At 49.2% G+C, this 22,712-nt stretch carries 22 protein-coding genes; 14 read left to right on the top strand and 8 right to left on the bottom strand.

Going from position 1 to position 22,712, the window contains the following annotated elements:
- Window positions 1-61 precede the first annotated feature (61 nt).
- The 6 genes from GBK04_RS03955 (at window position 62) to GBK04_RS03930 (ending at window position 6,231) form a co-directional block, all read left to right on the top strand.
- Window positions 62-508 carry a FixH family protein gene (locus GBK04_RS03955; RefSeq protein ID WP_152757036.1) on the top strand — a complete coding sequence of 149 codons (447 nt, stop codon included), beginning with the start codon at window positions 62-64 and terminating at the stop codon, window positions 506-508.
- 79 nt (window positions 509-587) lie between these two features.
- Window positions 588-1,307: a sulfite exporter TauE/SafE family protein gene (locus tag GBK04_RS03950; RefSeq protein WP_152757034.1), complete on the top strand. Its 720-nt coding sequence runs from the start codon at window positions 588-590 to the stop codon at window positions 1,305-1,307.
- A gap of 197 nt (window positions 1,308-1,504) precedes the next feature.
- Window positions 1,505-2,869: an oxygen-independent coproporphyrinogen III oxidase gene (gene hemN / locus GBK04_RS03945; RefSeq protein WP_152757032.1), complete on the top strand. Its 1,365-nt coding sequence runs from the start codon at window positions 1,505-1,507 to the stop codon at window positions 2,867-2,869.
- Between the two features lie 194 nt (window positions 2,870-3,063).
- Window positions 3,064-4,287: a PAS domain-containing sensor histidine kinase gene (locus tag GBK04_RS03940; RefSeq protein ID WP_373330697.1), complete on the top strand. Its 1,224-nt coding sequence runs from the start codon at window positions 3,064-3,066 to the stop codon at window positions 4,285-4,287.
- Window positions 4,288-4,301: 14 nt separating this feature from the next.
- Window positions 4,302-5,366, top strand: a complete 1,065-nt coding sequence (locus GBK04_RS03935; protein WP_152757028.1) for a response regulator — start codon at window positions 4,302-4,304, stop codon at window positions 5,364-5,366.
- Between the two features lie 124 nt (window positions 5,367-5,490).
- Complete coding sequence (locus GBK04_RS03930; protein WP_152757027.1) at window positions 5,491-6,231, top strand: hypothetical protein; 741 nt, start codon at window positions 5,491-5,493, stop codon at window positions 6,229-6,231.
- A 210-nt stretch (window positions 6,232-6,441) separates the two neighbouring features.
- Here GBK04_RS03930 and GBK04_RS03925 read toward each other — a convergent pair whose 3' ends face one another.
- Window positions 6,442-6,939, bottom strand: a complete 498-nt coding sequence (locus GBK04_RS03925; RefSeq protein WP_152757025.1) for a DUF4494 domain-containing protein — start codon at window positions 6,937-6,939, stop codon at window positions 6,442-6,444.
- Window positions 6,940-7,111: 172 nt separating this feature from the next.
- Complete coding sequence (locus GBK04_RS03920) at window positions 7,112-7,309, bottom strand: DUF2188 domain-containing protein (RefSeq protein ID WP_152757023.1); 198 nt, start codon at window positions 7,307-7,309, stop codon at window positions 7,112-7,114.
- 252 nt (window positions 7,310-7,561) lie between these two features.
- On the opposite strand from GBK04_RS03920, the gene GBK04_RS03915 reads away from it, so the two are divergent.
- Complete coding sequence (locus GBK04_RS03915) at window positions 7,562-8,191, top strand: hypothetical protein (protein WP_152757021.1); 630 nt, start codon at window positions 7,562-7,564, stop codon at window positions 8,189-8,191.
- 99 nt (window positions 8,192-8,290) lie between these two features.
- On the opposite strand, the gene msrA is transcribed toward GBK04_RS03915, so the two are convergent.
- A complete protein-coding gene (msrA, locus tag GBK04_RS03910) occupies window positions 8,291-8,962 on the bottom strand; it encodes a peptide-methionine (S)-S-oxide reductase MsrA (RefSeq protein WP_152757019.1) in 672 nt (223 codons plus the stop codon).
- Window positions 8,963-9,198: 236 nt separating this feature from the next.
- Here msrA and GBK04_RS03905 point away from each other — a divergent pair, with 236 nt between their 5' ends.
- Complete coding sequence (locus GBK04_RS03905) at window positions 9,199-9,465, top strand: hypothetical protein (RefSeq protein ID WP_152757017.1); 267 nt, start codon at window positions 9,199-9,201, stop codon at window positions 9,463-9,465.
- Window positions 9,466-9,577: 112 nt separating this feature from the next.
- Here GBK04_RS03905 and GBK04_RS03900 read toward each other — a convergent pair whose 3' ends face one another.
- Window positions 9,578-9,955 carry a DUF6841 family protein gene (locus GBK04_RS03900; RefSeq protein ID WP_152757015.1) on the bottom strand — a complete coding sequence of 126 codons (378 nt, stop codon included), beginning with the start codon at window positions 9,953-9,955 and terminating at the stop codon, window positions 9,578-9,580.
- A 698-nt stretch (window positions 9,956-10,653) separates the two neighbouring features.
- Here GBK04_RS03900 and GBK04_RS30325 point away from each other — a divergent pair.
- Both GBK04_RS30325 and GBK04_RS03890 read left to right on the top strand, forming a co-directional pair.
- Window positions 10,654-11,214 (top strand): hypothetical protein, encoded by a 561-nt coding sequence (locus GBK04_RS30325; RefSeq protein WP_373330696.1) that lies wholly within the window; start codon window positions 10,654-10,656, stop codon window positions 11,212-11,214.
- Between the two features lie 149 nt (window positions 11,215-11,363).
- The gene (locus tag GBK04_RS03890; RefSeq protein WP_152757013.1) at window positions 11,364-11,858 is read left to right on the top strand and encodes a GreA/GreB family elongation factor; all 495 of its coding nucleotides are present in this window, start codon (window positions 11,364-11,366) and stop codon (window positions 11,856-11,858) included.
- A 75-nt stretch (window positions 11,859-11,933) separates the two neighbouring features.
- On the opposite strand, the gene GBK04_RS03885 is transcribed toward GBK04_RS03890, so the two are convergent.
- Window positions 11,934-12,419 carry a YdeI/OmpD-associated family protein gene (locus GBK04_RS03885; protein ID WP_152757011.1) on the bottom strand — a complete coding sequence of 162 codons (486 nt, stop codon included), beginning with the start codon at window positions 12,417-12,419 and terminating at the stop codon, window positions 11,934-11,936.
- Between the two features lie 194 nt (window positions 12,420-12,613).
- Between GBK04_RS03885 and GBK04_RS03880 the strand changes: the two genes are divergently transcribed.
- Both GBK04_RS03880 and GBK04_RS03875 read left to right on the top strand, forming a co-directional pair.
- On the top strand, window positions 12,614-13,201 hold the full coding sequence (locus tag GBK04_RS03880) for a Crp/Fnr family transcriptional regulator (RefSeq protein ID WP_373330695.1): 588 nt from the start codon (window positions 12,614-12,616) through the stop codon (window positions 13,199-13,201).
- Between the two features lie 65 nt (window positions 13,202-13,266).
- Window positions 13,267-13,707 (top strand): carboxymuconolactone decarboxylase family protein, encoded by a 441-nt coding sequence (locus tag GBK04_RS03875; RefSeq protein WP_152757009.1) that lies wholly within the window; start codon window positions 13,267-13,269, stop codon window positions 13,705-13,707.
- Window positions 13,708-13,825: 118 nt separating this feature from the next.
- Here the strand turns inward: GBK04_RS03875 and GBK04_RS03870 are convergent, their stop codons facing one another.
- The 3 genes from GBK04_RS03870 to GBK04_RS03860 all read right to left on the bottom strand — a co-directional run bounded on the left by GBK04_RS03870 (window position 13,826) and on the right by GBK04_RS03860 (window position 20,568).
- Window positions 13,826-17,074: a LamG-like jellyroll fold domain-containing protein gene (locus tag GBK04_RS03870; protein ID WP_152757007.1), complete on the bottom strand. Its 3,249-nt coding sequence runs from the start codon at window positions 17,072-17,074 to the stop codon at window positions 13,826-13,828.
- A gap of 78 nt (window positions 17,075-17,152) precedes the next feature.
- The gene (locus tag GBK04_RS03865) at window positions 17,153-17,908 is read right to left on the bottom strand and encodes a hypothetical protein (protein WP_152757005.1); all 756 of its coding nucleotides are present in this window, start codon (window positions 17,906-17,908) and stop codon (window positions 17,153-17,155) included.
- Between the two features lie 170 nt (window positions 17,909-18,078).
- Window positions 18,079-20,568 (bottom strand): alpha/beta hydrolase family protein, encoded by a 2,490-nt coding sequence (locus GBK04_RS03860; protein WP_152757003.1) that lies wholly within the window; start codon window positions 20,566-20,568, stop codon window positions 18,079-18,081.
- 355 nt (window positions 20,569-20,923) lie between these two features.
- On the opposite strand from GBK04_RS03860, the gene GBK04_RS03855 reads away from it, so the two are divergent.
- Together GBK04_RS03855 and GBK04_RS03850 are read left to right on the top strand one after the other, a co-directional pair.
- Window positions 20,924-21,529, top strand: a complete 606-nt coding sequence (locus GBK04_RS03855; RefSeq protein WP_152757001.1) for an RNA polymerase sigma factor — start codon at window positions 20,924-20,926, stop codon at window positions 21,527-21,529.
- A gap of 116 nt (window positions 21,530-21,645) precedes the next feature.
- A complete protein-coding gene (locus GBK04_RS03850; protein WP_152756999.1) occupies window positions 21,646-22,695 on the top strand; it encodes a FecR family protein in 1,050 nt (349 codons plus the stop codon).
- Window positions 22,696-22,712: the final 17 nt, after the last annotated feature.

Genomic DNA, 22,712 nt, shown 5'->3' with positions numbered 1-22,712 from the left:
ACTCTAAGATATTAGTACCCACTCAGCAAGAACCCGCAACTTACAGCTTAAAGCAGAAAAGATGAAAAAGATCAATTGGGGCACGAGAATCGCCTTGCTCTACATCGGCTTCGTGGCCGGAATCCTGACGCTCGTCACCATGAGCATGAACCAGCGCGTAGACCTGGTTACGGAAGATTATTATGCCCAGGAACTGGCATTTCAGAAGAAAATTGAAAAGATAAACCGCGCCAAAACCCTGCCAACACCCTTGCGCTGGCAGGTGTTGGACGGAGCCCTTGAAGTGCAGTATCCTACCGAATTGACGGGGCAAGACCTGGCCGGTAGTATTCATTTTTACTGTCCTTCGGATAACAAGAAAGATGCCGAATTTTCGGTACATCCAGGTTCTGCCAACAAGCAGACTGTTCTCTTGCAAAGTGTTCAGCCGGGCCGCTATCTCCTTCAATTCGATTGGAAAAATGGTGAAACCGCCTACTGGAACGAAGGCGTAGTGGTGGTGAAGTGATTATGAATAATGAGAAATGAGTGATGCACAAAAGCACTAGCCTGCGCCAATCGTCCAATTCTCACTTAACCCCGACCCCATGCTTTTCCTGACTTTCACAATCGGCATCATTAGTAGCTTTCACTGCGTGGGGATGTGCGGGCCCATTGCCTTGGCACTCCCTATCCACCGGGGTAGCAAAGTCCGACAAATTGCGGGTTTGTTGACGTATAATTTAGGCCGGGTGGGTACCTACGCACTTCTGGGGGCAGCCATCGGAGCGCTGGGTGGCGCGGTCCTTTGGGTAGGGTACCTTCGCTATTTGTCTATCGCAGCGGGTACGCTGATGCTGCTGTATGTGCTGTGGCCCGCGCGACTTGATCGGGTTTTGAAAGTTCCGGTCTTTTGGCAAAAGGCAGTCGCACGACTGAAATCCGGCATGGCGCAGCATCTGCAGAGCCGCAAGCTCAGCGGCTGGGCAGTCCTGGGTATGTTGAACGGACTACTGCCTTGCGGACTGGTCTATCTGGCTCTGGTGAGTTCGATTGCCACGGGTACACTGCTAAACGGGGCGGCTTATATGTTCTTTTTTGGCTTAGGTACCCTACCCGCTATGATGGCGGTAGGTTTTTTCAAACAATGGTTCAGCCCCGCGCTACGAAGCCGGATGCGACGCCTCACGCCCGTGCTGATGGCTGTGGCCGGAATTTGGTTGGTAGGGCGCGGACTTTTGATTCAGTTACCATCCCCATTTCTTGTCTCTGGTACTCCCACCGAACTCCCGATTTGTCATGGTGGAGCGGCTTCTTTTTCAAAGTAAAAAATACCTCAATGTTCGGGTACGGGACAAGGTTTTTCGCCTTCCGGACTAAGAGGGAGAGCTTGCCCCAATGAGGTTACTCTCAAAGTCATTCCCATTTCTGACCGTTGTCATGTTCAGAGGCTAAAACTCCCCGTAGTTTTGGAGGTACCTGGCAAAGTCCAGAATCCAACATTAATTATCCAGTATAGCCTACAATGAACCACGAACTCCTGCAAAAATACAACGTGCCCGGCCCGCGCTACACCAGCTACCCGACCGTACCCTACTGGCAAGGTACCCCGCCTTCACCCGAACGTTGGGGTGAACTGGTGAATGATACGTTCTCGGTCACGAATCAAAAGCAGGGTATTAGCCTATATGTACATTTGCCTTTCTGCGAAAGCCTGTGTACCTACTGCGGCTGTAACACCCGTATCACCGTCAACCATAAAGTCGAGCGCCCCTACCTGGAAGCGGTGCTGAAAGAATGGGAGTTATACAAGAAAGTGCTGGGAGCTGAAAAACCCATCATCCGCGAGCTGCATCTGGGCGGGGGTACCCCTACCTTTTTTAGTCCGGAAAATCTTCATGAAATGATCACCCGGCTCCTTGAAGGCTGCGAAGTGCACGCGCAGGCCGAATTCAGCTTTGAGGCGCATCCCGGCAATACCACCGACGAACATTTGCAGGCACTCTACGAAGTCGGCTTCCGGCGTGTCAGCATCGGTGTGCAGGATTTTAACCCCGTCGTGCTCGAAATCATCAACCGTCATCAAACTTACGATCAGGTAAAGCACCTGACCGAAAAAGCGCGGGAAATTGGTTATACTTCGGTCAATTACGATGTGGTGTACGGGCTACCGCAGCAGAAGGTGTGCTCCATGATCCAGACGATTTTCAAGGTAATCCAGCTCCGGCCCGACCGCATTGCGTTTTACAGCTACGCCCATGTACCCTGGATCAAACCTGGGCAGCGCCGCTTCACGGAAGAGGACCTGCCCGATTCGACAAAAAAACTGGCGATTTACGAAACCTGCCGCAACGCGCTGGAACTGGCGGGGTATCAGGATCTGGGCATGGATCATTTCGCCCTCAAAACCGACGGCCTGTACCGAGCCGCCGCCGAAAAGCGACTGCACCGCAATTTTATGGGCTATACCGATACCCAGACCTCGCTGCTCATCGGTCTGGGTGCGTCGGCCATCAGCGATGCATGGTGGGGCTACGCCCAGAACGAAAAGGGTGTGGAGGCATATTACAAGCGGCTGTCTAACGACGAGTTGCCCTTCTTCCGGGGCCATGTATCGTCGCGCGAAGACCTCATCCTGAGCCGTCACATCCAGCGCCTGATGTGCAACTTTGAAACTACCTGGCGTCAGGAATCGGAGAAATGCAAGGCGTTATACGAAGGCCTGAATCGTCTGGAAGAAATGGAAGCTGACGGACTGGTGGAAATCGAGCCCTACCATTTGCGCATTACTGAAAAAGGCCGCTCGTTCGTCCGGAACGTGTGCATGGCCTTCGACGCCCGGCTTTGGGAAAACGCACCCCAGACAAATCTGTTCAGTCAGACTGTATGAGTTTAAAAAAAGGACCATAGGGGCAAAGGCACAAAGTACTTTATTCAAACGTGATCGCCTGGAACCCCTTCTATGAACTCTCGGCTCTGAACTACGAACCCATAAACTCGACACAACGAACATCCCTTTTGTTCCTAAGCAAAAACCTCCCTTACTTTGATATGTTAGAATTGTATATCAAACATACGGAACAAATGAAGCGGCATATTGAAATGCTCAACGCGCTGTTCATACACGCTACGGAGGGGATCGTTGTGGTGGATGGCCAGGGGGTAATTGCCATGATGAACCCGACTGCGAAGCAACTTTTTGGGTATGATGAGGAAGAGTTGATCGGCAATAAAATAGAGCTTTTGGTGCCAATCCGGTATGCCCGCAGCCACGCCAGTTTACGGATGGGCTATATGGGTGCCCCGCAGGCGCGGGGCATGGGTCATAATCGCGATTTGTTTGCCCGCCGTAGCGATGGTACCGAATTCCCAGTGGAAGTGAGTCTCAGCCCGTTTGCTACCAGTGAGGGCGATTTCGTGGTGGCCTTCGTCGTGGATATCACAGACCGCAAGCGGCAGGAGAATGATCTTCGGGCCGCCAATGAAGAAATTCAGAAACTCAATACCGAACTCGAAATGCGCGTAACGCAACGCACGCAGGAGCTGGCCGAAACGCTATTAAAGCTCGAAACCTCGCAGCAGGAGGTCATACGGGCTTTGGAGAAAGAGCGCGAACTGAACGACATGAAAAGCAAGTTCGTGACCATTGCCTCACACGAGTTCCGCACGCCGCTGGCTACGATTCTGTCGTCGGCCTCGCTGATTGGACGGTACGTGCATACCGAAGAGGACGAAAAACGCCAGAAGCACGTGCACCGCATCAAATCGGCGGTGAACAACCTGACCGAAATCCTGAACGATTTCCTCTCTGTGGGTAAGCTGGAAGAGGGGCGGATGCATAGTGTTCCGGTAGAAGTGGATCTGCCTGCCTGCTGCTCCGAACTCATGGACGAAATCAAAGGCGTCTGCAAGGAAGGACAGCAAATTTTCTACCAGCATGAGGGGGCTGCCGAGGCGTGGCTCGACAAACATTTGATACGCAACGTGTTGATCAATCTGCTCTCCAATGCCATCAAGTATTCCGAAAGCTACACCGATATCTGGCTCCGTACCCGGGTGGACGAGGCAGGTGTTCATTTAGAAATTCAGGATCAGGGCATCGGCATACCCGAAAGCGATCAGACCAATATCTTCGAGCGCTTTTTCCGCGCCCATAATGCCGGGAATGCACAGGGTACCGGGCTGGGTTTGAATATTGTGAAAAAATATCTTGATTTGATGAAAGGGGAAATATCGTTTACGAGCAAAACCGGTAAGGGAACGACCTTTTACATCAATTTGCCCAACTACGCCCCATCCGCCGCCTAACCCGACCAACCCCTATGAGTACGAAAAAAATACTATTGATCGAAGATAATCCCGAAATGCGGGAGAACACGGCCGAAATCCTGGAGCTGGCCAACTACGAAGTTACGACCGCTACCAATGGCAAGGAGGGTATAAAGCTGGCACATCACCAACAGCCAGACTTGATTATCTGCGACATCATGATGCCCGAACTAGACGGATACGGGGTGCTGCATTTGCTCAGTAAGGACGACCGGACCGCAAACATTCCCTTCGTTTTTCTGACCGCCAAGGCTGAAAAAAATGATTACCGCAAGGGCATGACGATGGGTGCCGACGACTACCTGACCAAGCCCTATGACGATGTAGAGCTGCTCGGAGCCGTAGAAATGCGCCTGAAAAAAAGCGAACGTCTCAAGGCGGAGTTCAGCCGTACTGGTGAGGGATTGGATCAGTTTATTCAGGAAGTCCGCACCGTAGATGCGCTCAGCAAACTGGCCGAAGAAAAAAAAGTCAAAAGCTTTAAAAAGAAGGATACGGTTTATACCGAAGGCAGCTACCCCACGGGTATATTTTTTCTGCTAAGCGGGAAAATCAAAGCCTACCGTGCCAATGAATTCGGCAAGGAGTTTATCACCGATTTGTACAAAAAAGGGGATTTTTTTGGATACGTAGACATATTGCAGGATAAGCCCTACCAGGATACGGCCGTGGCGCTGGAAGAAGCGGAGGTGGCGGTGATTCCGAAAGAGGATTTTTTCAGCCTTTTGCAGGGAAACCGAGAGGTGTCAGCCAAGTTTATCCGGATGCTCTCCAATGAAATCAAGGAGCGTGAGGAACGCTTGCTACAGCTGGCCTATAATTCAGTGCGTAAGCGGGTGGCCGAGGCACTCGTAATGCTGTCCAACCGCTATCAGGCTGATAGGGGCAAGCCTTTTTCCATGGCAATTACCCGGGAAGACATTGCTTCCATCGTAGGTACTGCCACCGAGACGGTCATCCGTACCCTTTCGGATTTTAAGGATGAGAAACTGGTGGAGATGAAGGGTAGCCTTATCACGATACTGGACTATGATAAATTGCTCAGAATGCGGAATTGATGCTTGCAGAATGCCAGTCCGGCGGTTTTTAAAAGAGAGGTACCCTTCTGATGGCTTGGTTTGAAGAAGAATTGTTTCCTTTGCAGGAAATAAACCTCGATCCAGCTAAGCTATTATTTTCTCCATGCGTATCTCCTACCTGTTTTTGATCGGCTCGCTGTCCGTATTCCTATTGGGAGGCAAAGTCGTAGCTCAGACTACCCCACCCAAAAAATCCGCGTCGGACGCGCAGCGCAACGCCCAGTGGAAACCCGAAAAGGGGAAGTACTATTTCAGCCATGCGTTGATCTACGAATACTTCAACAAAGTCGATTCGACCAAAGGTGAGTTATGGGTGTTTATCGATCCCGTGACGGGTACCCTATGCTTTCAGCGGGAATCCAGTTTTGGGGCTACTGACGACATGAACGAGGCAATTCTGGCTTTTCCCAATGGGCAGATGATTGCCTGTGGCAAAACGGAATCGGGTAAGAAAATCAGGGAAACCTTCAAGAACAGCTCTGTAACGCCCGTGCCCGAAGACGTGGAATTTCAGCGTGAGACATTTCGGAAACAATGTATTCCCACCGGCAATACGCGCCAGGAGTTTGGATGGCAAAGTACCGAGCATACGCTAACCTACCTCAAGACCAATGAGAAAAGTAAACTCTGGCTGGCTGAGGTACCTTTCAATGTGTACCCGCTGTATGCGTTTGACGAATGGGAAGGCGATGCTCAACTGCCTGTTTCATTCAGTTACACCTACCTTTTATCTCCTCAACAACTCGTCACGGAAGCCGACGACGCCTACATGACCGTTAAGTTAATTGCTTACGAAAGCAACCCCTACTTTTTGGATTTAAACCAGTACGCAAAGCAATACTAAGTGGCTTCGATCTGCAGGTACCCTGGCAAATAGGTGCCCAAAGCGGGAGTCTCGCCGTGCGTTAGGGTACCTGTGCGTCCCTTGTGCTGTTAAAAAAGTTGCCCCGGTTATCGTCGAGGTAGGTATATGAAAAGGGCTCGCCCGATTGGTCCGTGAGGAAATTCCTCACGGACCAATCGGGCGAGCCCTTTACTTGCGTATGGATAGCGATCAGGCGTTTTGGGCCTGCTCGACCTGTACCTCTGCCAAAGGTCGGAAATTGGGTGGTACTACCGCTTCCGGCTCAGCGGAGTAGGGGAACACATCCAGAATAGGGGTCAGGTTCAGGTCTGTGGTTTCGTAGGGAATCAGCATCGTGCGCTGGCTTTCAGTGATGCGTTCCAGGGCCTGTGTGATGTCGTCGGCATTGACGAGTATGTAGTTGACCACTTTCTTTTCTTTCCCGCTTTTTTCATCCAGCGAATAAAAAACCACCTTGGCCTTGAACCACTTTTCACCGCCTTCGTAGGTGAAAAGATCCGCCAGCCGCATGCGGGTAATGGCCGTCACCGTGAAATCCGAAACCCCCGTCACGATCTGGCCGTAGAGGCGTGCCTCGGCTTCAGTATAGGTCAGAGCATCCACGAGGTAGGCCTCGTTGGTAGTTTTCAGCCGTCCGTTTTCATCTTCCTTTTGATATCTTATTTTGCCTAAATACCAGCTTGCCATGGAATCGGTTATAAATTATGAATGATAAATAAATTGGATGTTCCCGATGTCGTAAGGAAACGCATCAAATAAAAAAAGAGGCAGGCGGTACTTGCCGTCTCACCTCTTTTGGGATTGCAATACTACGTACTTTTTCGTTTCTATTCCAGTAAAGAACCACGATTTGCATGATTCAGGAAGCCTTATCCTTACGGATTTTCTTCCCCCGATTTTCGCCCCATTCTTCTGCTTTTGATGTGGCGATGGCGATAGCTCGTCCTTCCTCGTAGCCTTCATTAAGCAAGGCATTGGCTATATCGATGGCTTTGTTGCGTACCGGAGCCATGAGGTTTTTCATGGATTGCGGATAGTCTTTTTTGGTCCAGGGCATGATTAAATTGGTTTTAAGATGTCAGTGGATAAGTTGTCAACTTAAAAACTCATGCCATGAAGCAACCGCCGTTAAACGATTCCATCGCGTAGAAGTCTTACCTTTGCTGAACAGAGAAATAGGACGGTTTTTCTTCCAGGAAAAACAAGGCTCTGATGAACGGAAAGCCCTTAATCTGGCGTTCTATAACCCGTTAAACAGCGATTTGGCTTAATTTTCCATTATCAATTTTCCATCATTTTTAATAATCCCATGAAAAAAATAATCAGTGCAGTCGGCTTGTTGGCTGTGGTCGTGCTTTTAAGTCAGTGCGGCGTGAGCAAGCAAATAAAAGAAGCCAAGACCTTTGGAGACTGCAAATACGCCATTACCTCCATCGACAGTATCTACCTGGCTGGTACCGACGTGCGCGAGTTCAGAAACGTCAGTAGTGTCAAAGATCTGGATCCCCGGAAGTACCCCGACCTTGCGCTGGGATTGCTTCGCAAGAAGGTACCCCTTGATTTGCGGGTCAATCTGGATGTGAATAATCCCACCAACCGCCTTGCCGCAATCAACCAGCTCGAATACATCGTGTTGTTGTCGGATAGCGAGATTTTCAAGGGGGTACTTAACCGCCGGATTGAAGTATATCCCGGCACGGGGAGTACCAAGGTACCTGTGCACCTCAGCACCAACGCCTATGAACTGCTCACCAACGACAAGACCCGTGATGATTTTATTGCGATGGTGCAGTCGCTGGCGGGAAAATCCGACACCAAGCCTGCGAAACTGACGGTTAAGATCAAACCTACTCTGGCGGTAGGGGATAAGCAGGTCAACTACCCAGGCTACATCACCTTCGATCAGGAAATTACGACGAATATGGTACTGGGTAGGTAAGAGAGAAGGCTCAAAAAGAAAAAGGCACAGAGGCACAAAGTTGAATTCATAGACGAATTCAACTTTGTGCCTCTGTGCCTTTGAACTTTTTAATCTCTCTTACACTCCTTCCTTCAACTTTCCCTTGTAGGTAGCCTTGAATTTGTTGAAACGCGGGATCGAGACATTCTGTACGTACGGATTTCCGGGGTTGTGCCTGATATAATCCTGGTGATAGCCTTCGGCGCGGTAAAATTTGTCCAGCTTTTTGAGCTGGGTCACGATTTTACCATTGTACCTATCTTTATTCATCTCTGCCGTCACTTTTTCGGCGGTAGCCTTTTCCTCGGGGGTGTTATAAAATAAAATGGAGCGGTACGACGATCCCCGGTCAGGGCCCTGCTGATTGGGAGTGGTGGGATCGTGCGAGAGGTAAAATACCCGCACCAATTCTTCGTAACTTACCTTGGCCGGATCGTAATATACCAATACGGTTTCGGCGTGGCCCGTGGTTTCGGTATTCACCAAGTCGTAGGTAGGGTTGCTGGTGGTACCGCCCGCATAGCCCGAGATCACGGAATCCACGCCCACTACGGCTTCAAAAATTTCTTCGGTGCACCAGAAGCACCCTTCTGCAAACGCCGCGGTGGCTTGGCCAGCGGGAGCTTCCAGCGCTACACTACGTACGGCGCTATTATCGGTTCCCTGTTGGGTATTACCACTGGTTTCGCAGGCTGCGGCCCCTAGTATCAGACTGACCGCGGCAACAGCGATCGATTTGTAAAGATTCATAGGTTGTTTTGTTTTGATTATAGGCATAAAACGCACGAGTGGGGTATTGTGTTCATCGGGTCATGCTCAAGGTACTTACGCAAATTCGTGGGGTAGGGTTTCAACAAACGAATAATTCGGGCACGTAGCGATGGCAAGACAACGATTGCAAGATGGTCGGGAATACCCTTTACCTGGTGCTGCTGGAACGATCTTTTAAGTTTTCTGTCTTTTCATCTACCCTTATAAAAACTATTATGGCAAATTACCTGAGAATCGATGGCGAAGACGAAATCTATAACCTGGCCTACATCCGAAAAATGTGGAAGACCGACGAGCCCACCGAGCAAGCCGAAGACGGCTTGCCCGTAATCTATATGGAGCTGGATACGGATCGAAAGCTCCACATCAAGTTCGAAACCAAGGAACAACGCGACGAGACTTTCTACGATCTGCTGAATAAGATGGACATTTTCGATATTGTCACCAAGTCAATAGCCGATCCGGGCATCGCCACGCTATAATTGAAAGCACAGGTACCTATTGGCAAAAAATCCCCTGATGAAGCTCCATCAGGGGATTCTTATTGACCTGCCGGATTGCTAATCCGGTATTTATTTTCTTTCGGTCACGCATTTAATTTTTCATCAAGACCAGCCCGCTGATTTTGAATTCTTCGCCATGCCTGGATAAAATATAGAGGTTGGTTTCGTCCGATACTTCTTTCCCCGTGCTGTCGTAATTATTCCAAAGTACCTTACTCATGAAAATTTTATCCGAAAGCTGTTCTTCACTCACAAGGGTAGGTTTTGCTTTTTCAATGTGCTGGGCGGCGTAAGGTTTGACTCCTTCCTTCCAGAAAGCCACCACATCGGATGCTTCGGTAACAGTCTGAATGCCTTGATCGGAGTAAACAGCCAGGGGTACCTGATAATATTCCGAAATCTTTTCGGCAGAGAGCGATAGCAAAGCCGTCGCATACTCATCAAAAAAATCTTTAATTGAGTTTTCCATAAGTCGATTGTGTTTTGGTTTTTCCAAATGCGCTCCAAGCCGGATGGAAAAACTTGTGCCATGATTTTATTGATTCATATCTGAATTTTCTGTATTATTCATAAATAAATACCTGATGATAAGGTATTTGCTGTGATAAGGTACCCCTCGTTTTAAATCATTGTAGATGGGATATAGATGCACTTGGGTACTTGGTTCACGATGAAATTCCTACTCATCAGAAAAATGATAAAGAGAAATATGAATATATAAATATTTTGTTAAAACATATTATGGGATAAACTGATTTTTAATCATATTCCAGTTAATCTAAGTAGATGTCAAATGAATAAATTGACACTATTTATTGTACTATACTATTATTTTTATCAGTGAATATCAAGAACTTTTCATCTCATGAGCAAATACATATGATTTTTGTAATCAATTGATAAATAGTCTTGTTCCTTTGTGAAGAATTTAGGATTCTGCCTGAAGTAAGGATCGGGTAATTTTATCTATTCATATAACTAATACAAGAACGTAGCTCGATCCTAAGGTACCCGGAAAGTAGATAGAGTCGTATTGGGCTTACCAGCCGACTATAAAAACTACTTTGTACTTTTCCAATACACACATTACTGCTCTACTCCCGCGAACGCGGATTCCATTTCCTGAATTTTTCTTGGTTTATCTAACAATTCTAAATCTTAGGAATTATGACACTTATTCAAGCATATAGAAATAAAATCTCCCTATCAGAAATCCGTACCTCCGTGGAGACATTTCTGAATACGAAGATCAACGCCAAACAGGACGTTTTTGAGTCGCTGGCCCGCATGGGCAATCACTACGGGGGTAGCGTGCTGCCCGACCGGTTCCATACGGATGGCAATCGGGTGCCATCCGGAGAGTTAAATCGCGGTGCTCCTCCGCAACGGGCTATCGAGGAGCCTCACCATGCCCCGTATGCCAACCGTTACTCGGTGGTGTATCTGTTAAAAGAACAATACAAACATCTGGGTTGCGCCACATATGCACAGGCCCAGGCCGCCTTGGGGGTGTTGCTCGATGATAAGGACCGCACGCCGGTGGGAATCTACGATGACCGAACCGAACTCTTTGAGTGGGACGCCGCCCTGCGCGATGAATACGAAAAGGCTAGTATGAGGGATCAGGGCCGTAAGGGTGAAGAGGTGATCCGGATTGCGCAGGCTTTGCGCCGCCGCGATTCGTCCTGGGACTCCGGTGAATTCAGACGTCCCAGCTTTTTTGCGTAGATGTCGGTTCAAGTGATTGGCTGGTAAGTTAGCGAATCCCCTCACACATACTTTTGTTGTGAGGGGATTTTTGTTTGGTAAAGAATCAATAAAGACATAATTCGGGCTATTGGCAGTGTATTTGTAGCAAATCGGATTAAACAAAAATTATGAGCAGAGCATTTGTCAAAGAAGGTGACCAGGAAGAGGTTCCGATCATACCGCCCCGCGCTTTCCTTCCACCGGGCGTCACCAATTACGTGACACCCGCCGGATATGAGCAATTATTAAAAGAGCAGGCGGCCTTACAAACCGAAAAGGATACCCTTAGCCTGGAAAACGAAACCGAGCAACGAATTGCAGCGGCTGTCCTCAACGGAAAACTACAACTCTTGCAGGAACGAATCAATTCGGCCGTACTACTTACCCCGGACGATACCCAGCGGAATGCGGTACGCTTCGGAGCTACCGTGACTCTGAAAGTCGCCGGAAAAATCCAACAATTCCAGATCGTGGGCGTGGACGAAGCGGATATTCAAAAGCAGAAAATCGCCTTTGTAGCGCCCATTGCCGTAGCCGTTACAGGAAAGAAAGTGGGCGAAGTGGCGGAGCTGCGCCTGGGTAGGGAAGTGCGGAAATTGGAAATACAAAAAATTACCTGGTGAAGCATTTCGCTGGTCGTGCGGATCCGTGATCAATGTTTGAAAAAGATTTCCGATGCTAAGTCGTACATGTAGCCGTCATTGAGATAAGTCTCTCCCCACAAACCGTCCGTTGCCCAGCAAAAACTGAATGGCCCTTTCGATGTTCCGCTCCCGGCTTTCTTTGGTTTTCAGCCGGGCCAGGTACCTTACTATTTCCAACCGTAAAGAGGGAGTCAAAGCATCGAATACGCGTTGGGCCTCGGGCTGAGCCGCAAGTGCTAGCACAAACTGTGCGGGTGGCAGGATTTCCCGACTTTCCGGGTCGTGCTCAATTGTCACCTCCACTACTTCACCGATGCGCCTGGGAGAGTTTTTGAGCATCATCAGGTTGATATACAGCCGCCACGCACCCGCGTACTTTACCAGGGTTTGCCGGTACAAGATGCCATTAATCGCTCCCCTGATAGGAATAGGACCTTTGGCTTTCCCGGCCTGCTCAAATATCTCAGCCAGAATCTCCTCGGGTACATATACGTAAGGGTTGATTCCGATGATTTCTAGTGTAGCCTGAAAGGGTTGCATGTACGTATTGTTGGACTGTATTAGCTTCTTTTGTAAAGCTACGACCCCCTCACTGAAATTGAGTTGGGCAAAAATCGCAAACCATTGCCCACTCCAAGTGAGGCGATTTCTGCAATAGATAAGACAACACGTTTTTGGTTTTTTGTATTTTGGTCAATCCAACACGCTGCCTTTTTCAATTTTCCAGCATTCTCATGCAACAGATGATGATAGAAGCTTTGAAAGTACATATACAAAAGTTTGTTGATATCAATGAGGAAGATATTGTAAGAATTTCGAGTTATTTCAAGCATCATAAAATTAAGAAGAAGCAATATCTATTAGTAGAGAACCAGCTATGCAGATCCAATTATTTTGTAGTTCGTGGATGTTTGAGGATGTTTTTTACCAATGAAAAAGGCAAAGAAAACACCATACAATTTGCTTTGGAAAATTGGTGGCTAGCTGATTATACAGCTTTTTCGACCCAAAAAGCTTCATCTTTCGCAATCCAGGCCATTGAGAATTCCGAGGTTTTATCGCTTGATTACGTGGATCATGAAACGATGCTGGAGCAATTTCCCCAAATGGAAAGATATTTTAGGATAATCCATCAAAGAGCGCATGCCGCATCGCAATTTAGAATAAAATATTTGTACGATTTATCGAGCGAAGAATTCTACCACCAGTTTAACAAACTTCATCCCGAATTTGTACAACGCATCCCTCAATATCTGTTAGCTTCATTTTTGGGATTTACCCCTGAATACCTCAGTGAAATCAGAAAAAAAGCTATTTCATAAACCAGTTTAAGGATTTGTACATAGGGCGCAGGGTACCTTTGGGGTACCAAACAACAACAAAAATTATGCAAAGCAGAGTAAAAATTGAACAAGCAAAGCCCGAAGTCTGGAAAGCTATGTATGGCTTGGCGGGGAGTCTGAGTAAATCCACTCTAACCCCCATTCAAAAGTCCCTGATCAAAATCCGGGCTTCTCAAATCAATTCATGTGCCTATTGTATCAACATGCATACCAAGGAAGCCTTAAAGGCAGGTGATACACAACAGCGGATATTTTTAATAGGTGTATGGGCGGAGACGAATCTATTCACGGAAGAAGAAAAGGCAATTCTATCCCTGACGGAGGAAGTAACGCTAATCCATCAACATGGTATTTCAGATAGCACGTATGCGCAGGCGGAAAAGTATTTTAGCCCAGAAACCATCGCGGAGATCATTATGTCGGCAGTAGAAATAAATGCCTGGAATAGGATTGCGATCAGCACGCATTTATCAATTGCCCATTGATTATTGACTGAAAATAAACCCCAACGCCTGGTTCTCTTTTATAAAGGGTCAGGCGTTGGGGTTTATTTAAAAGTTTATCTGCACTATTTTTTCATTACGGCCGGTATTATTGACCACTTCAAGGCTTAGCGATCTGCACATTTCCACCCATGAGCGAAAGATTTCCGTTCTGTCGAATTTCCAAACCGGCAATCTGCACCGTATCAGCCAGTGCGATGGTGTGATCTGTATTGATGACTACCTGATCACACGCTAGCGGAACGCGCCCACATGTCCAGGTGGCGGCATTGCCCCAATCTCCGCTTCCGGTACTTTCGCACAAGCCCAGAACGTTGCTGCCTGGTATGGCACTGAGTGTCAGGGTCCGGCTACCGATCGTAACTTCAGCGGTATACTGACCGCTCGTGTAGGCAGCCAGAGTAGGTGCAGTACCCAGGAATTTCTGGATTTTCTTTCGTTGGTTATCGGCTACGTATAAGTTGTTCAGGCTATCAATGAAAATACCGGTGGGGGTATAGACACTCTGGGTAAGCGTGTCTATTTTGCCCATAAGGCATCCATTCAAAATTTCATTAGTTGGGCTCCAGCGTCTAATACTGGAATTATAGATAGTAGTTCTGTATGCATCATAGTAGCTGAAAAGAATATTTTTTTTGCTATCTAAATAAATATCAGAATTGTAATTAGTGCTAATGCCACATAGTCTGACTCCTGTACTAACTCCGGGACCCCATTTACTACCCGCGGCATAGATGGTATCTTCCCGAACAAAAATGTAGCTACTTGGAGCATTGACAACCGTGATTCCACTCGTCGAATTATTGGCCCATTTTTGAACCCGACTCCCATCCGCTATAAACAGATTCTTGTTCTGATCCTGGAAAAAGCGGTTTGGGTAATTCAACTGATTAGCAGCAGAGCCGGGCCCGTTTCCTCCCGCCATGGTAACTCCTATGGAACTACCAGGACCAAATCGCTGAACCCGATGATTATTCTTATCGACTACATAGATATTCCCCTCATTATCCTCAGCGACGTCCGTAGCATTATTTAATTGATTTGAAGAATTTCCAAGACCGTTTCCACCCGCCAAAGTAATACCTACTTTGCTGTCAGGCAACCACTTTTGTACTCTATCTTCTCCTGCGGTAAAAATTTCACCGTTTTCATTTACAAATACGTCGTTAGGTGAAACCATGTTGGTTTCGCTGCTGATGTACTTTTCTCTACTGAGTTGAGGATAAAAGCCAGAGCTATACTTGAATACTCCACCACTGTACCCACCACCTATATCCGCATTTAGATGTATTTCTCCATTCAGAGATATAGCGATGCTGTATATAATGGACCTATTAGAAGGATGATTGCCTTCTAAACGAAAGATTTCTATAATCCCATTCTCATTTAAACGGTATACTTGCGTTCTGAGTGAGTTATCGTAAATCGGGATGTATAAATTTCCTTTGGTGTCTCCTTGTAGAGCTAATGGTGTGATGTTTGGGTAATTGTAGAGAGGTATTGCATTCAGTGAATTAGCCGGCCATTTGTAAATAGTGCCCTCTGAAGCAGTGAACAGACTGCCAGCTGCATCCACAAAAAATAGCCAATCTACTTTGTTTCCCTGGGCCACTGTTATACCCTCGCTAGCACCGGGGTTCCAGCGCTGAATGCGATTGTTGCCCCTATCGAGGACATAAATTATACCCGCTTCGGTAACCTGGACAGTCTGTAAAACCGGTGAGCCAAGTGAAAGCTGGTTGGCATTACTCCCTATTCCATTCCCTCCAGCAACTACGGTACCTAGGGTATCACCAATCTCCCATTTTTCCACGCGGTCTTCAAAAGGAACATAAAATCTTCCATCCCGTGCGCGGAGAAATGATTGTCGGGTAGAGGGAATCACAATTTTTTCTCTGCCACTTGCTTCAATTTTCAAAATACCCATATTACTAGCTGTGTACACCGCATTGGCCTCGTCCACAAATATACTTCCGGCAACAACGGTTATCCCTTGCGGATTGCCACCAGCTACCGTCACTCCCCCGCCCCTGTTACTGGTGACAGGATTTTCGATGTACTGCCCATCCTTTTTCCAGCGGATTTCGGTATAGGGTAGGTCGTTCAGCGTGAGTGAAGCCTCACCGCAGGCTCCCTCCGACACCAGTTCGGGAATCTGAATCGTGAGTTCGTTGCTTATTACTTTGTCCAGTTGGAGGCAAGGCGCGTTGCTGGTCAGAATGCAGCGGATCGAGTCACCGGAATTCAGTTGAGCGTCCGTATAGCTCGGGCCGTTGGTACCTACCACGACCCCGTTTTTCCGCCACTGGTACACGGGCGTTGTTCCCCCATTGGTGATGTTGGCCGTAAAAGTGACGGTTTCTCCTTTTTGAATGAAAGTACCCGGATCGGCTGAAATACTGATGGTCGGCATGACCCCCTCCACGTTAATCGTTATTTCAGCCGCGTTGCTGGGACATCCGTCTGGACTCACACACCTGGCCGCGTAGGTGGTGGTGGTGTAGGGAGTAACGGTGATGGAACTGCCCGTCTCTCCCGTTCCCCATGCCACACTGCCCGTGCAATTGCTCGCGGTAAGTCGGGTGCTGATTCCCGCACAGATAGCCGTAGACTGGGCGGAAAGAATAGGTGCAAAGGTGGGTGATTCAGTAATCCAGGTAGCGTTTACGATTTTACCTGTATTATATCCTGCCGGATCATTCAGTGAAGTTCCATAGCCTTCATTAAGTGGCCAAACTGCGAGGGTTTGGGAATCAGTCACATAAGTTTCCGTGGGAGTGAAATCGGCCAGGTAGCGGGCTACCTTCGATACGCGCATCCAGCGGATGTTGCCCTTCCATAATTCATTAATTTCTCCGGCACCATTGTTACGGGCTCCGATGCACACCATGGCATTGTTGTTGGGGAGGCTCGTGGAGTTGTCAGGAGCGGTGGCTCTCAATTGCCCGTCGATGAATAGGATGAGGGTACCCTGGGCGGCATTCCTGACAAAGGCGAGGTGGTGCCACAGGGTATCGGCCGGGTAGGGGGTTTGGACCGACGAGGTACCTATTTCTCCCACAAACTGATTGTCGATGATCCGAAACTGGTAGATGAAGTCTTTGGAGAGAATGCGCTCATACCCTCCCGGATTGCTGATACGATCCCGCTTCACCCAGGCTTCAATGGTATAGCTGACCCCACTCTCAATGGTGGACATGGGACCATAGGTGGAAATATCCACATGATCGTTGGAGGTACTTTCTGCGTTATAAACTCCATCAAAGTACAAGGACGTTTTGAAACATTGCGCCGAAATGAGGTTCGGGATAAGCAGGGTGGCAAATAGGAAAATGTAGATTCTATTCATGGTGGTGTAGGGATGTAGGTGAAGCAAATACCTGAAGGTGCAAAGTAGAATTTTTCAGTGGTTCGATTTCCGGGATTTCTATGAACAATTCTTCTTCCTCCGCTGCCACCACTTCCGCTTCACTACCATCAAACCGCCTCCGGAAACCTTGACTATGGGCGGCGGAGGAAGTAATTCGATGACTTCGGGATAGGCTCCGGCCCGGAGGGGTATACTTTGGCGCGCAAAATCGACATGAGTAATGGCCAACTTTGTGGACTGGTCCACTAAGCTATCGGGGATGGTCATTTCAAAGAATCCCTCCGCATCAGAGGTAGTCACAGATACGCTACGGGAGTAGCCATTGCGGGGTGGGAGCATAAGGGCTACAAGTGCGTTGGGGGCAGGTTTTTGGGTTTCTGACGAAATAAGACGAGCCTGTAAGCGGACTTTCAAAGCGTAGTCGGGGTTGTTGGCTAGGCTGACCGCGTCTTGCCTCCATCCCGTCGGAGTCTGAACGAGCGCGCGCGGCTGTTTCACGATGGGTTCTTGGGCCAGACTTTTTGTGGTGGTCAACAGAAAAAGTCCGGCTAAGGCTTTGAAGAGGCGGGTGGAAAAAGAGGATTCGGTGCGGCTGATGAGGTAGCGGTTTAGCTGCGTTTCCTCCACTCGTCCGCATAGGGTACCTTTGGATTTTTTGAGGATAGCCAGTACCTGATCGTCGGAGAGGCCAGTGAAATCAATGACGTTTTTGGTGCAGTTTTGACAAAACCGCCCCGTGGGAGTAGGTGTCATGGAATCCCAACTTTCGGAGCAGGGATTATCCAGTTGAATCAGGTAATTGGAGCGTTTCATCGTGTGGAAGGGAATGCCGACATTAAGTAACTTAATATTTGCCACAAAAACCAACAGGGAGTACATTTTTTAACTAAAAAATGTACTCCCTGTTGAGTGATACGTATCCCACAAAAAAACGCTGGCAGGGTTTTGATCCCTACCAGCGTTCAGGTCAATTATCGGCCTGCTTATTTATTATTTGAACTTCCGCCCATGCGTGCCGGTGCGGAAGAGGACGAAGCCGTCGTTGATGCGTTCTTTACGTACTTATCCAACCAGCCGTTCATCTCGTTCAGCATGTGCAGGAGCGATTCCTGGGCATCGTAATGATGGCTTTCGTAGGGGAAAAACACCAGCTTGGTGGTAGCGCCCATGCCTTTCAGCGCGTTGTAATAACGCTCCGACTGAATGGGGTAGGTACCCGTGTTGTTGTCAGCCTCACCGTGAATCAGCAGCAGGGGCGTTTTCATCTTGGTGGCGTTCATAAAGGGCGACATGGTGTTGTATACCTCGGGCGACTGCCAGTAGGTACGCTGCTCGTTCTGAAAACCAAAGGGCGTCAGCGTTCGGTTGTAAGCCCCCGACCGCGCAATCCCTGCCTTGAACAGGTTGCTGTGGGTAAGCAGGTTGGCGGTCATAAAAGCTCCGTAGGAGTGGCCACCTACGCCCACGCGGCTACTGTCCACTACCCCCAGACGTACCCCCTCGTCGATGGCGGCCTTAGCGCTCGCCACAAGTTGCTGTACATAGGTATCGTTAGGCTCATCTTTGCCTTCGCCGATAATGGGGATAGAAGCGTTTTCAAGCACAGCATAGCCCATCGTGGCAAAGGCGGCACCCGTCCAGTAGCTGATGCGGTTAAAAGTATAGGGCGACCCGATTACCTGTCCGGCGGCGGCGGCACTCTTGAACTCAGCGGGATAAGCCCACAGAAAGGTGGGAAGCGGGCCGTCTTCCTTCTTATAGCCGGGAGGCAACAGCAGGGTGGCGGTCAGGTCTACGCCATCGGGACGCTTGTAGCGGAGTTGCTGCTTCTGAATGCCTTTCCACTGCGGATAAGGGTGCGGGAAAAACGTAACCTGCGTCAGGGCGGCAGGGGCTGCTTTTTTGCCTTTCTTGGGCGCGGGATTCAGGTCACGGATGAAATAGTTGGGCGGCTCTTCCTGCGATTCACGGCTGGTGAGCCACAGGCCTTTGGGGGCATCGAGAATCGTGATGGGTCGCTCGAAATAGGGTGCCTCCGATTGCCACAAACGTTTGCTTTGTTTGGTGGTCAGATTCAGCAAATCCACAAAGGGACGATCGCCTTCGGGCGAAGCGCCCTGCCCCGTCATGTACACCTCCCGGGCGGGCGTCATGTACATCACATACTGTCCGTAACTGTTTTTGGTAAGTTCAGGGGTACCCGGATTACCGTAGCGGTCTTCCGACGAACGGTCAAACAGTACCGTTGGATTCTCTGGTTTCGAGGGATTCACCAGCTTGGTGATGGCTTTGCGGGTTTCGTTCCAGCGCTCCGAGAACAGGGCGGTCTGGGCATCGCCCCAAGTTACGCCGCCGAAGCGGAAGGTCGCTTTGTACAGTTCTTTGGGGGTACCTGAAAAGGGTGCTTCCAGACTGTACACCACGTCGCGGACATCGGCTTTTTTCTTGGGATCGCCCCCGTCTTTAGCCTCCACCCAGTAGATGGTAGCGGGGGTGTCGTCGCGCCAGTCGTGGTTGCGCTGGCCCATGGGAGCGGCATCGCGTCCCCAGGGCATGTTTTCCAACAGGGGGCTGTCATTCAGGCTCTTGACCAGAGTACCGTCAATACTATATACATCGGTTTTCTGCGGAAAACGATTGACCGGTACCAGGTAGGAGAAAGGCCGGTGCAGGGTTTCCACCAGTACGAACTTGCCATCGGGCGAGGGTGAGGCCGTGGCCACCATGCCCATCGGGCCGATGGGCTGTAAGGAGCCGTCCAGCCCCAGTTTCATGGCCTGTGAGGTGGTGTAGTATTCAAATAGTTTTTCATCGTTGGGATTCTTGAGCAAATCCTGATAGGTAGCCGCCTGGGCTTTCTTGCCGAGGTTTTCCTGCACCGTGGGGCCGTCAGGTACCCGGGTGATGACGGGAGCCTTACCGCGCTCGGCGGGAATAGCCCGCACAATGAAGGATTGATTGTCGGAAAGCCAGCGGAATGGCGTACCCAGTACCCCGCTCAGGGCTACGTCGCTCACCTTGCGGGCCGTAGCAGAAGCCACATCCAGCACATACAATTCCAGTTTATCGTCGGTGGTGTTGGTAAAGGCAATCTTGCTATCGTCGGGCGACCACTGAATATAGGACAGCTTGGCGTTGTCCGGCAGGCCCTGCACAGCCACGTCGTTGGCACCACCCGCCACTTTGCGGAGAGTCAGGCCATTGGTGTATACCGCCCGGCTGGGGCCGCTGGTAGCGGGGTTCAGTCGCAAGCCCGCAAGCCGGTACTCAGGCTCAGAAAGCTCGGCGATGGTGGTCGTGGCAGTATTGCGCGACATCAGTACCATCCATTCACCCTTGCCATCTACGCTCACGGTAGGGGTGGGGGTGGCCATCACCAGGTCGGCCAGAGGTTTAGGAGGGATTTTGTAGCCGTTGTCATCCTGGGCCAGGACGGGGAAGCTAAGCAAAAGGAAAAAGAATAGATTTTTCATGTTGGGGTTGAAAGTGAGTCGATTTGTTATTGTACCAATTGTTGATCTACCAAAGAAACGAAAGAAACAGCAAAATAAAAAGATGAAAAAATGCAACAGGACATTATGCAAGGTACTTAGGTATCTCCCGGTTCGCCCGGCCTCGTTGAAGAAAGAAGTTTTCATTGCCGTTGAAGCAGTGAATTAATTTTTCATTCTGGTCTTCAATCAAGAAAAAATTGCATTTCAGGAATGAATTTTTCAACTTTAAACGATTGTTAACCATTCCTTAACACCAACGTTCCTCATCGTCGTACCCTAACTCTCTACCTTTCGGAATTGATTGAATTTCCTCCGATCAAAGCCCTTGTACCTTATGTTTCCTAATTCCGACATCCACAATTCCGACCTTTGGGATGCCTTCCGACGGGGCGACCGAGATGCGCTGGATCGGATATACCAGGAGCAGATCCGTTCCTTGTACGGCTACGGCTTCAAGCTGGTAAAGGATAAGGATTTAGTAGAGGATTGCATTCAGGATATATTTGTTGAACTCTGGGAAAAACGCGAGCGCCTGGGACCTACGGATTGTATTCGCTTCTATCTTTTCAAGGTACTTCGCCGAACGCTGTACCGGCGTAAGTCGCAGGAACAACGCCAGCCACGCCATCTTTTTTCTTTGGAAAATGCATGGTCGGAAGAGTCTTTCGAGTTTCGGCTGATCCTGGAACAGACCACTTCTCGTGTCAACCGCTCGCTGCAAAAGGCGCTCGACCTTCTTTCCAGCCGGCAGCGAGAGGTGATTTTTTTGCGGTTCTACGACGAGCTGTCTTTCGAGGAAATTGCCGAAACGATGGAGATCGACGTCAAGTCTGTATATAAACTTACCTACAAAGCACTGGACTCCCTGAAAAAGAAAATCTCCCCGCGGAATGTCTTGATTTCTACTTTGTTGCTTCTTTCATTTCTCTATTTCTTCTAACCTGTCCGGTTGCTGTTTTCTTGGATAAATTGAAGTTTATCATTCTTTTTTGAAAAAAGTAGGGATACTTTTTTCGCTTTCTCCCATTTCCTGTCGTACCACTGATTTTCTTCTTCATGAAGTATGACGATTATTCCCCGGACGATTTCCTGACGGACGACTTCTTTCTGAAATGGGTGAGGCATCCCGATCCGTCCAGCACGGCTTTCTGGAATCACTGGCTGGCTACCCACCCCGACAAGGTAGCGATGGTGCATGAAGCCATCGCCTTCATCAAGTCGCTGGATTTTGAACAGGATGAAATTTCCGAGGCTCGTATTGACCGATTGCGGATAGCTATCCACCAGAAAATCGACGAGCGGGAGACGGCTATTCCGCTACCCGTTCGGCGGCCTCGATCCTATGGGTGGTACTGGCTGGCGGCTTCTGGGTTGCTGATCGCAGGTACCCTGGCCTTGCTGTACCCCACTTTTTTCTTTGATTCTACTATCCAGGTCAGCAGTGGCTATGGGGCAACCAAAACGGTTTTTCTGCCCGATAGCTCGCGCGTCACGCTGAACGCCAATTCGCAGCTTTCCTACGCCCGGGACTGGCAGCAGGGCAGTCGCGATGTGTATCTGGAAGGGGAGGCGTTTTTTGAGGTTCGGAAAATCAGCCGAAAGACTTCCCAATCCCCATCTGCTACAACGTATCGGAAATTCAGGGTACATACGCAGGATGTGACCGTGGAAGTGCTGGGTACCACCTTCGACGTACACCATCGGCGCGGGGAAACGAAAGTAGTCCTGAAAACCGGACAGGTAAAGGTACTTGACAACGCCGCCGGAAAAACCATTATGATGAAACCGGGCGATATGGTGCGGGCGACCCGGCAGGAACTCGTGATGCAGGAGGTAGACCCAACGCCCTACACGGCCTGGAAGGACAACCAACTCGTGTTTGACAATATTTCCCTGAACGAAATCGCCCGGCTCCTCGAAGATAATTACGATTTCAAGGTATCCATTGAAGGGAGTCAATTAGGACAAAAAACCTTCCGGGGTACCTTCCCGGCCGATGATATCGACCTTTTGCTGCAAACGCTGTCCAGAGCGATCAACGTGGATATCGATCAGAAGAAAATAATATTCAGTAGGAAAAGTGAACCTGCTGTCCCGCAACCCTAGCCGGGACATTGACTATG

It is taken from the genome of Salmonirosea aquatica, assembly GCF_009296315.1.
GTDB lineage: Bacteria > Bacteroidota > Bacteroidia > Cytophagales > Spirosomataceae > Salmonirosea > Salmonirosea aquatica.
This window is presented reverse-complemented; position numbering and strand designations above follow the sequence as displayed.

What these genes read in the sequence shown, in the direction of transcription:
- GBK04_RS03855 (WP_152757001.1), top strand. Translation starts at nt 20,924, where the DNA reads ATGTTTCCTAATTCCGACATCCACAATTCCGACCTTTGGGATGCCTTC.
- GBK04_RS03875 (WP_152757009.1), top strand. Translation starts at nt 13,267, where the DNA reads ATGCAAAGCAGAGTAAAAATTGAACAAGCAAAGCCCGAAGTCTGGAAA.
- GBK04_RS03950 (WP_152757034.1), top strand. Translation starts at nt 588, where the DNA reads ATGCTTTTCCTGACTTTCACAATCGGCATCATTAGTAGCTTTCACTGC.
- GBK04_RS03925 (WP_152757025.1), bottom strand. Translation starts at nt 6,939, where the DNA reads ATGGCAAGCTGGTATTTAGGCAAAATAAGATATCAAAAGGAAGATGAA.
- GBK04_RS03935 (WP_152757028.1), top strand. Translation starts at nt 4,302, where the DNA reads ATGAGTACGAAAAAAATACTATTGATCGAAGATAATCCCGAAATGCGG.
- GBK04_RS03890 (WP_152757013.1), top strand. Translation starts at nt 11,364, where the DNA reads ATGAGCAGAGCATTTGTCAAAGAAGGTGACCAGGAAGAGGTTCCGATC.
- msrA (WP_152757019.1), bottom strand. Translation starts at nt 8,962, where the DNA reads ATGAATCTTTACAAATCGATCGCTGTTGCCGCGGTCAGTCTGATACTA.
- GBK04_RS03870 (WP_152757007.1), bottom strand. Translation starts at nt 17,074, where the DNA reads ATGAATAGAATCTACATTTTCCTATTTGCCACCCTGCTTATCCCGAAC.
- GBK04_RS03885 (WP_152757011.1), bottom strand. Translation starts at nt 12,419, where the DNA reads ATGCAACCCTTTCAGGCTACACTAGAAATCATCGGAATCAACCCTTAC.
- GBK04_RS03865 (WP_152757005.1), bottom strand. Translation starts at nt 17,908, where the DNA reads ATGAAACGCTCCAATTACCTGATTCAACTGGATAATCCCTGCTCCGAA.
- GBK04_RS03905 (WP_152757017.1), top strand. Translation starts at nt 9,199, where the DNA reads ATGGCAAATTACCTGAGAATCGATGGCGAAGACGAAATCTATAACCTG.
- GBK04_RS03850 (WP_152756999.1), top strand. Translation starts at nt 21,646, where the DNA reads ATGAAGTATGACGATTATTCCCCGGACGATTTCCTGACGGACGACTTC.
- GBK04_RS03920 (WP_152757023.1), bottom strand. Translation starts at nt 7,309, where the DNA reads ATGCCCTGGACCAAAAAAGACTATCCGCAATCCATGAAAAACCTCATG.
- GBK04_RS03900 (WP_152757015.1), bottom strand. Translation starts at nt 9,955, where the DNA reads ATGGAAAACTCAATTAAAGATTTTTTTGATGAGTATGCGACGGCTTTG.
- GBK04_RS30325 (WP_373330696.1), top strand. Translation starts at nt 10,654, where the DNA reads ATGACACTTATTCAAGCATATAGAAATAAAATCTCCCTATCAGAAATC.
- GBK04_RS03955 (WP_152757036.1), top strand. Translation starts at nt 62, where the DNA reads ATGAAAAAGATCAATTGGGGCACGAGAATCGCCTTGCTCTACATCGGC.
- GBK04_RS03940 (WP_373330697.1), top strand. Translation starts at nt 3,064, where the DNA reads ATGAAGCGGCATATTGAAATGCTCAACGCGCTGTTCATACACGCTACG.
- GBK04_RS03880 (WP_373330695.1), top strand. Translation starts at nt 12,614, where the DNA reads ATGCAACAGATGATGATAGAAGCTTTGAAAGTACATATACAAAAGTTT.
- GBK04_RS03860 (WP_152757003.1), bottom strand. Translation starts at nt 20,568, where the DNA reads ATGAAAAATCTATTCTTTTTCCTTTTGCTTAGCTTCCCCGTCCTGGCC.
- GBK04_RS03915 (WP_152757021.1), top strand. Translation starts at nt 7,562, where the DNA reads ATGAAAAAAATAATCAGTGCAGTCGGCTTGTTGGCTGTGGTCGTGCTT.
- hemN (WP_152757032.1), top strand. Translation starts at nt 1,505, where the DNA reads ATGAACCACGAACTCCTGCAAAAATACAACGTGCCCGGCCCGCGCTAC.
- GBK04_RS03930 (WP_152757027.1), top strand. Translation starts at nt 5,491, where the DNA reads ATGCGTATCTCCTACCTGTTTTTGATCGGCTCGCTGTCCGTATTCCTA.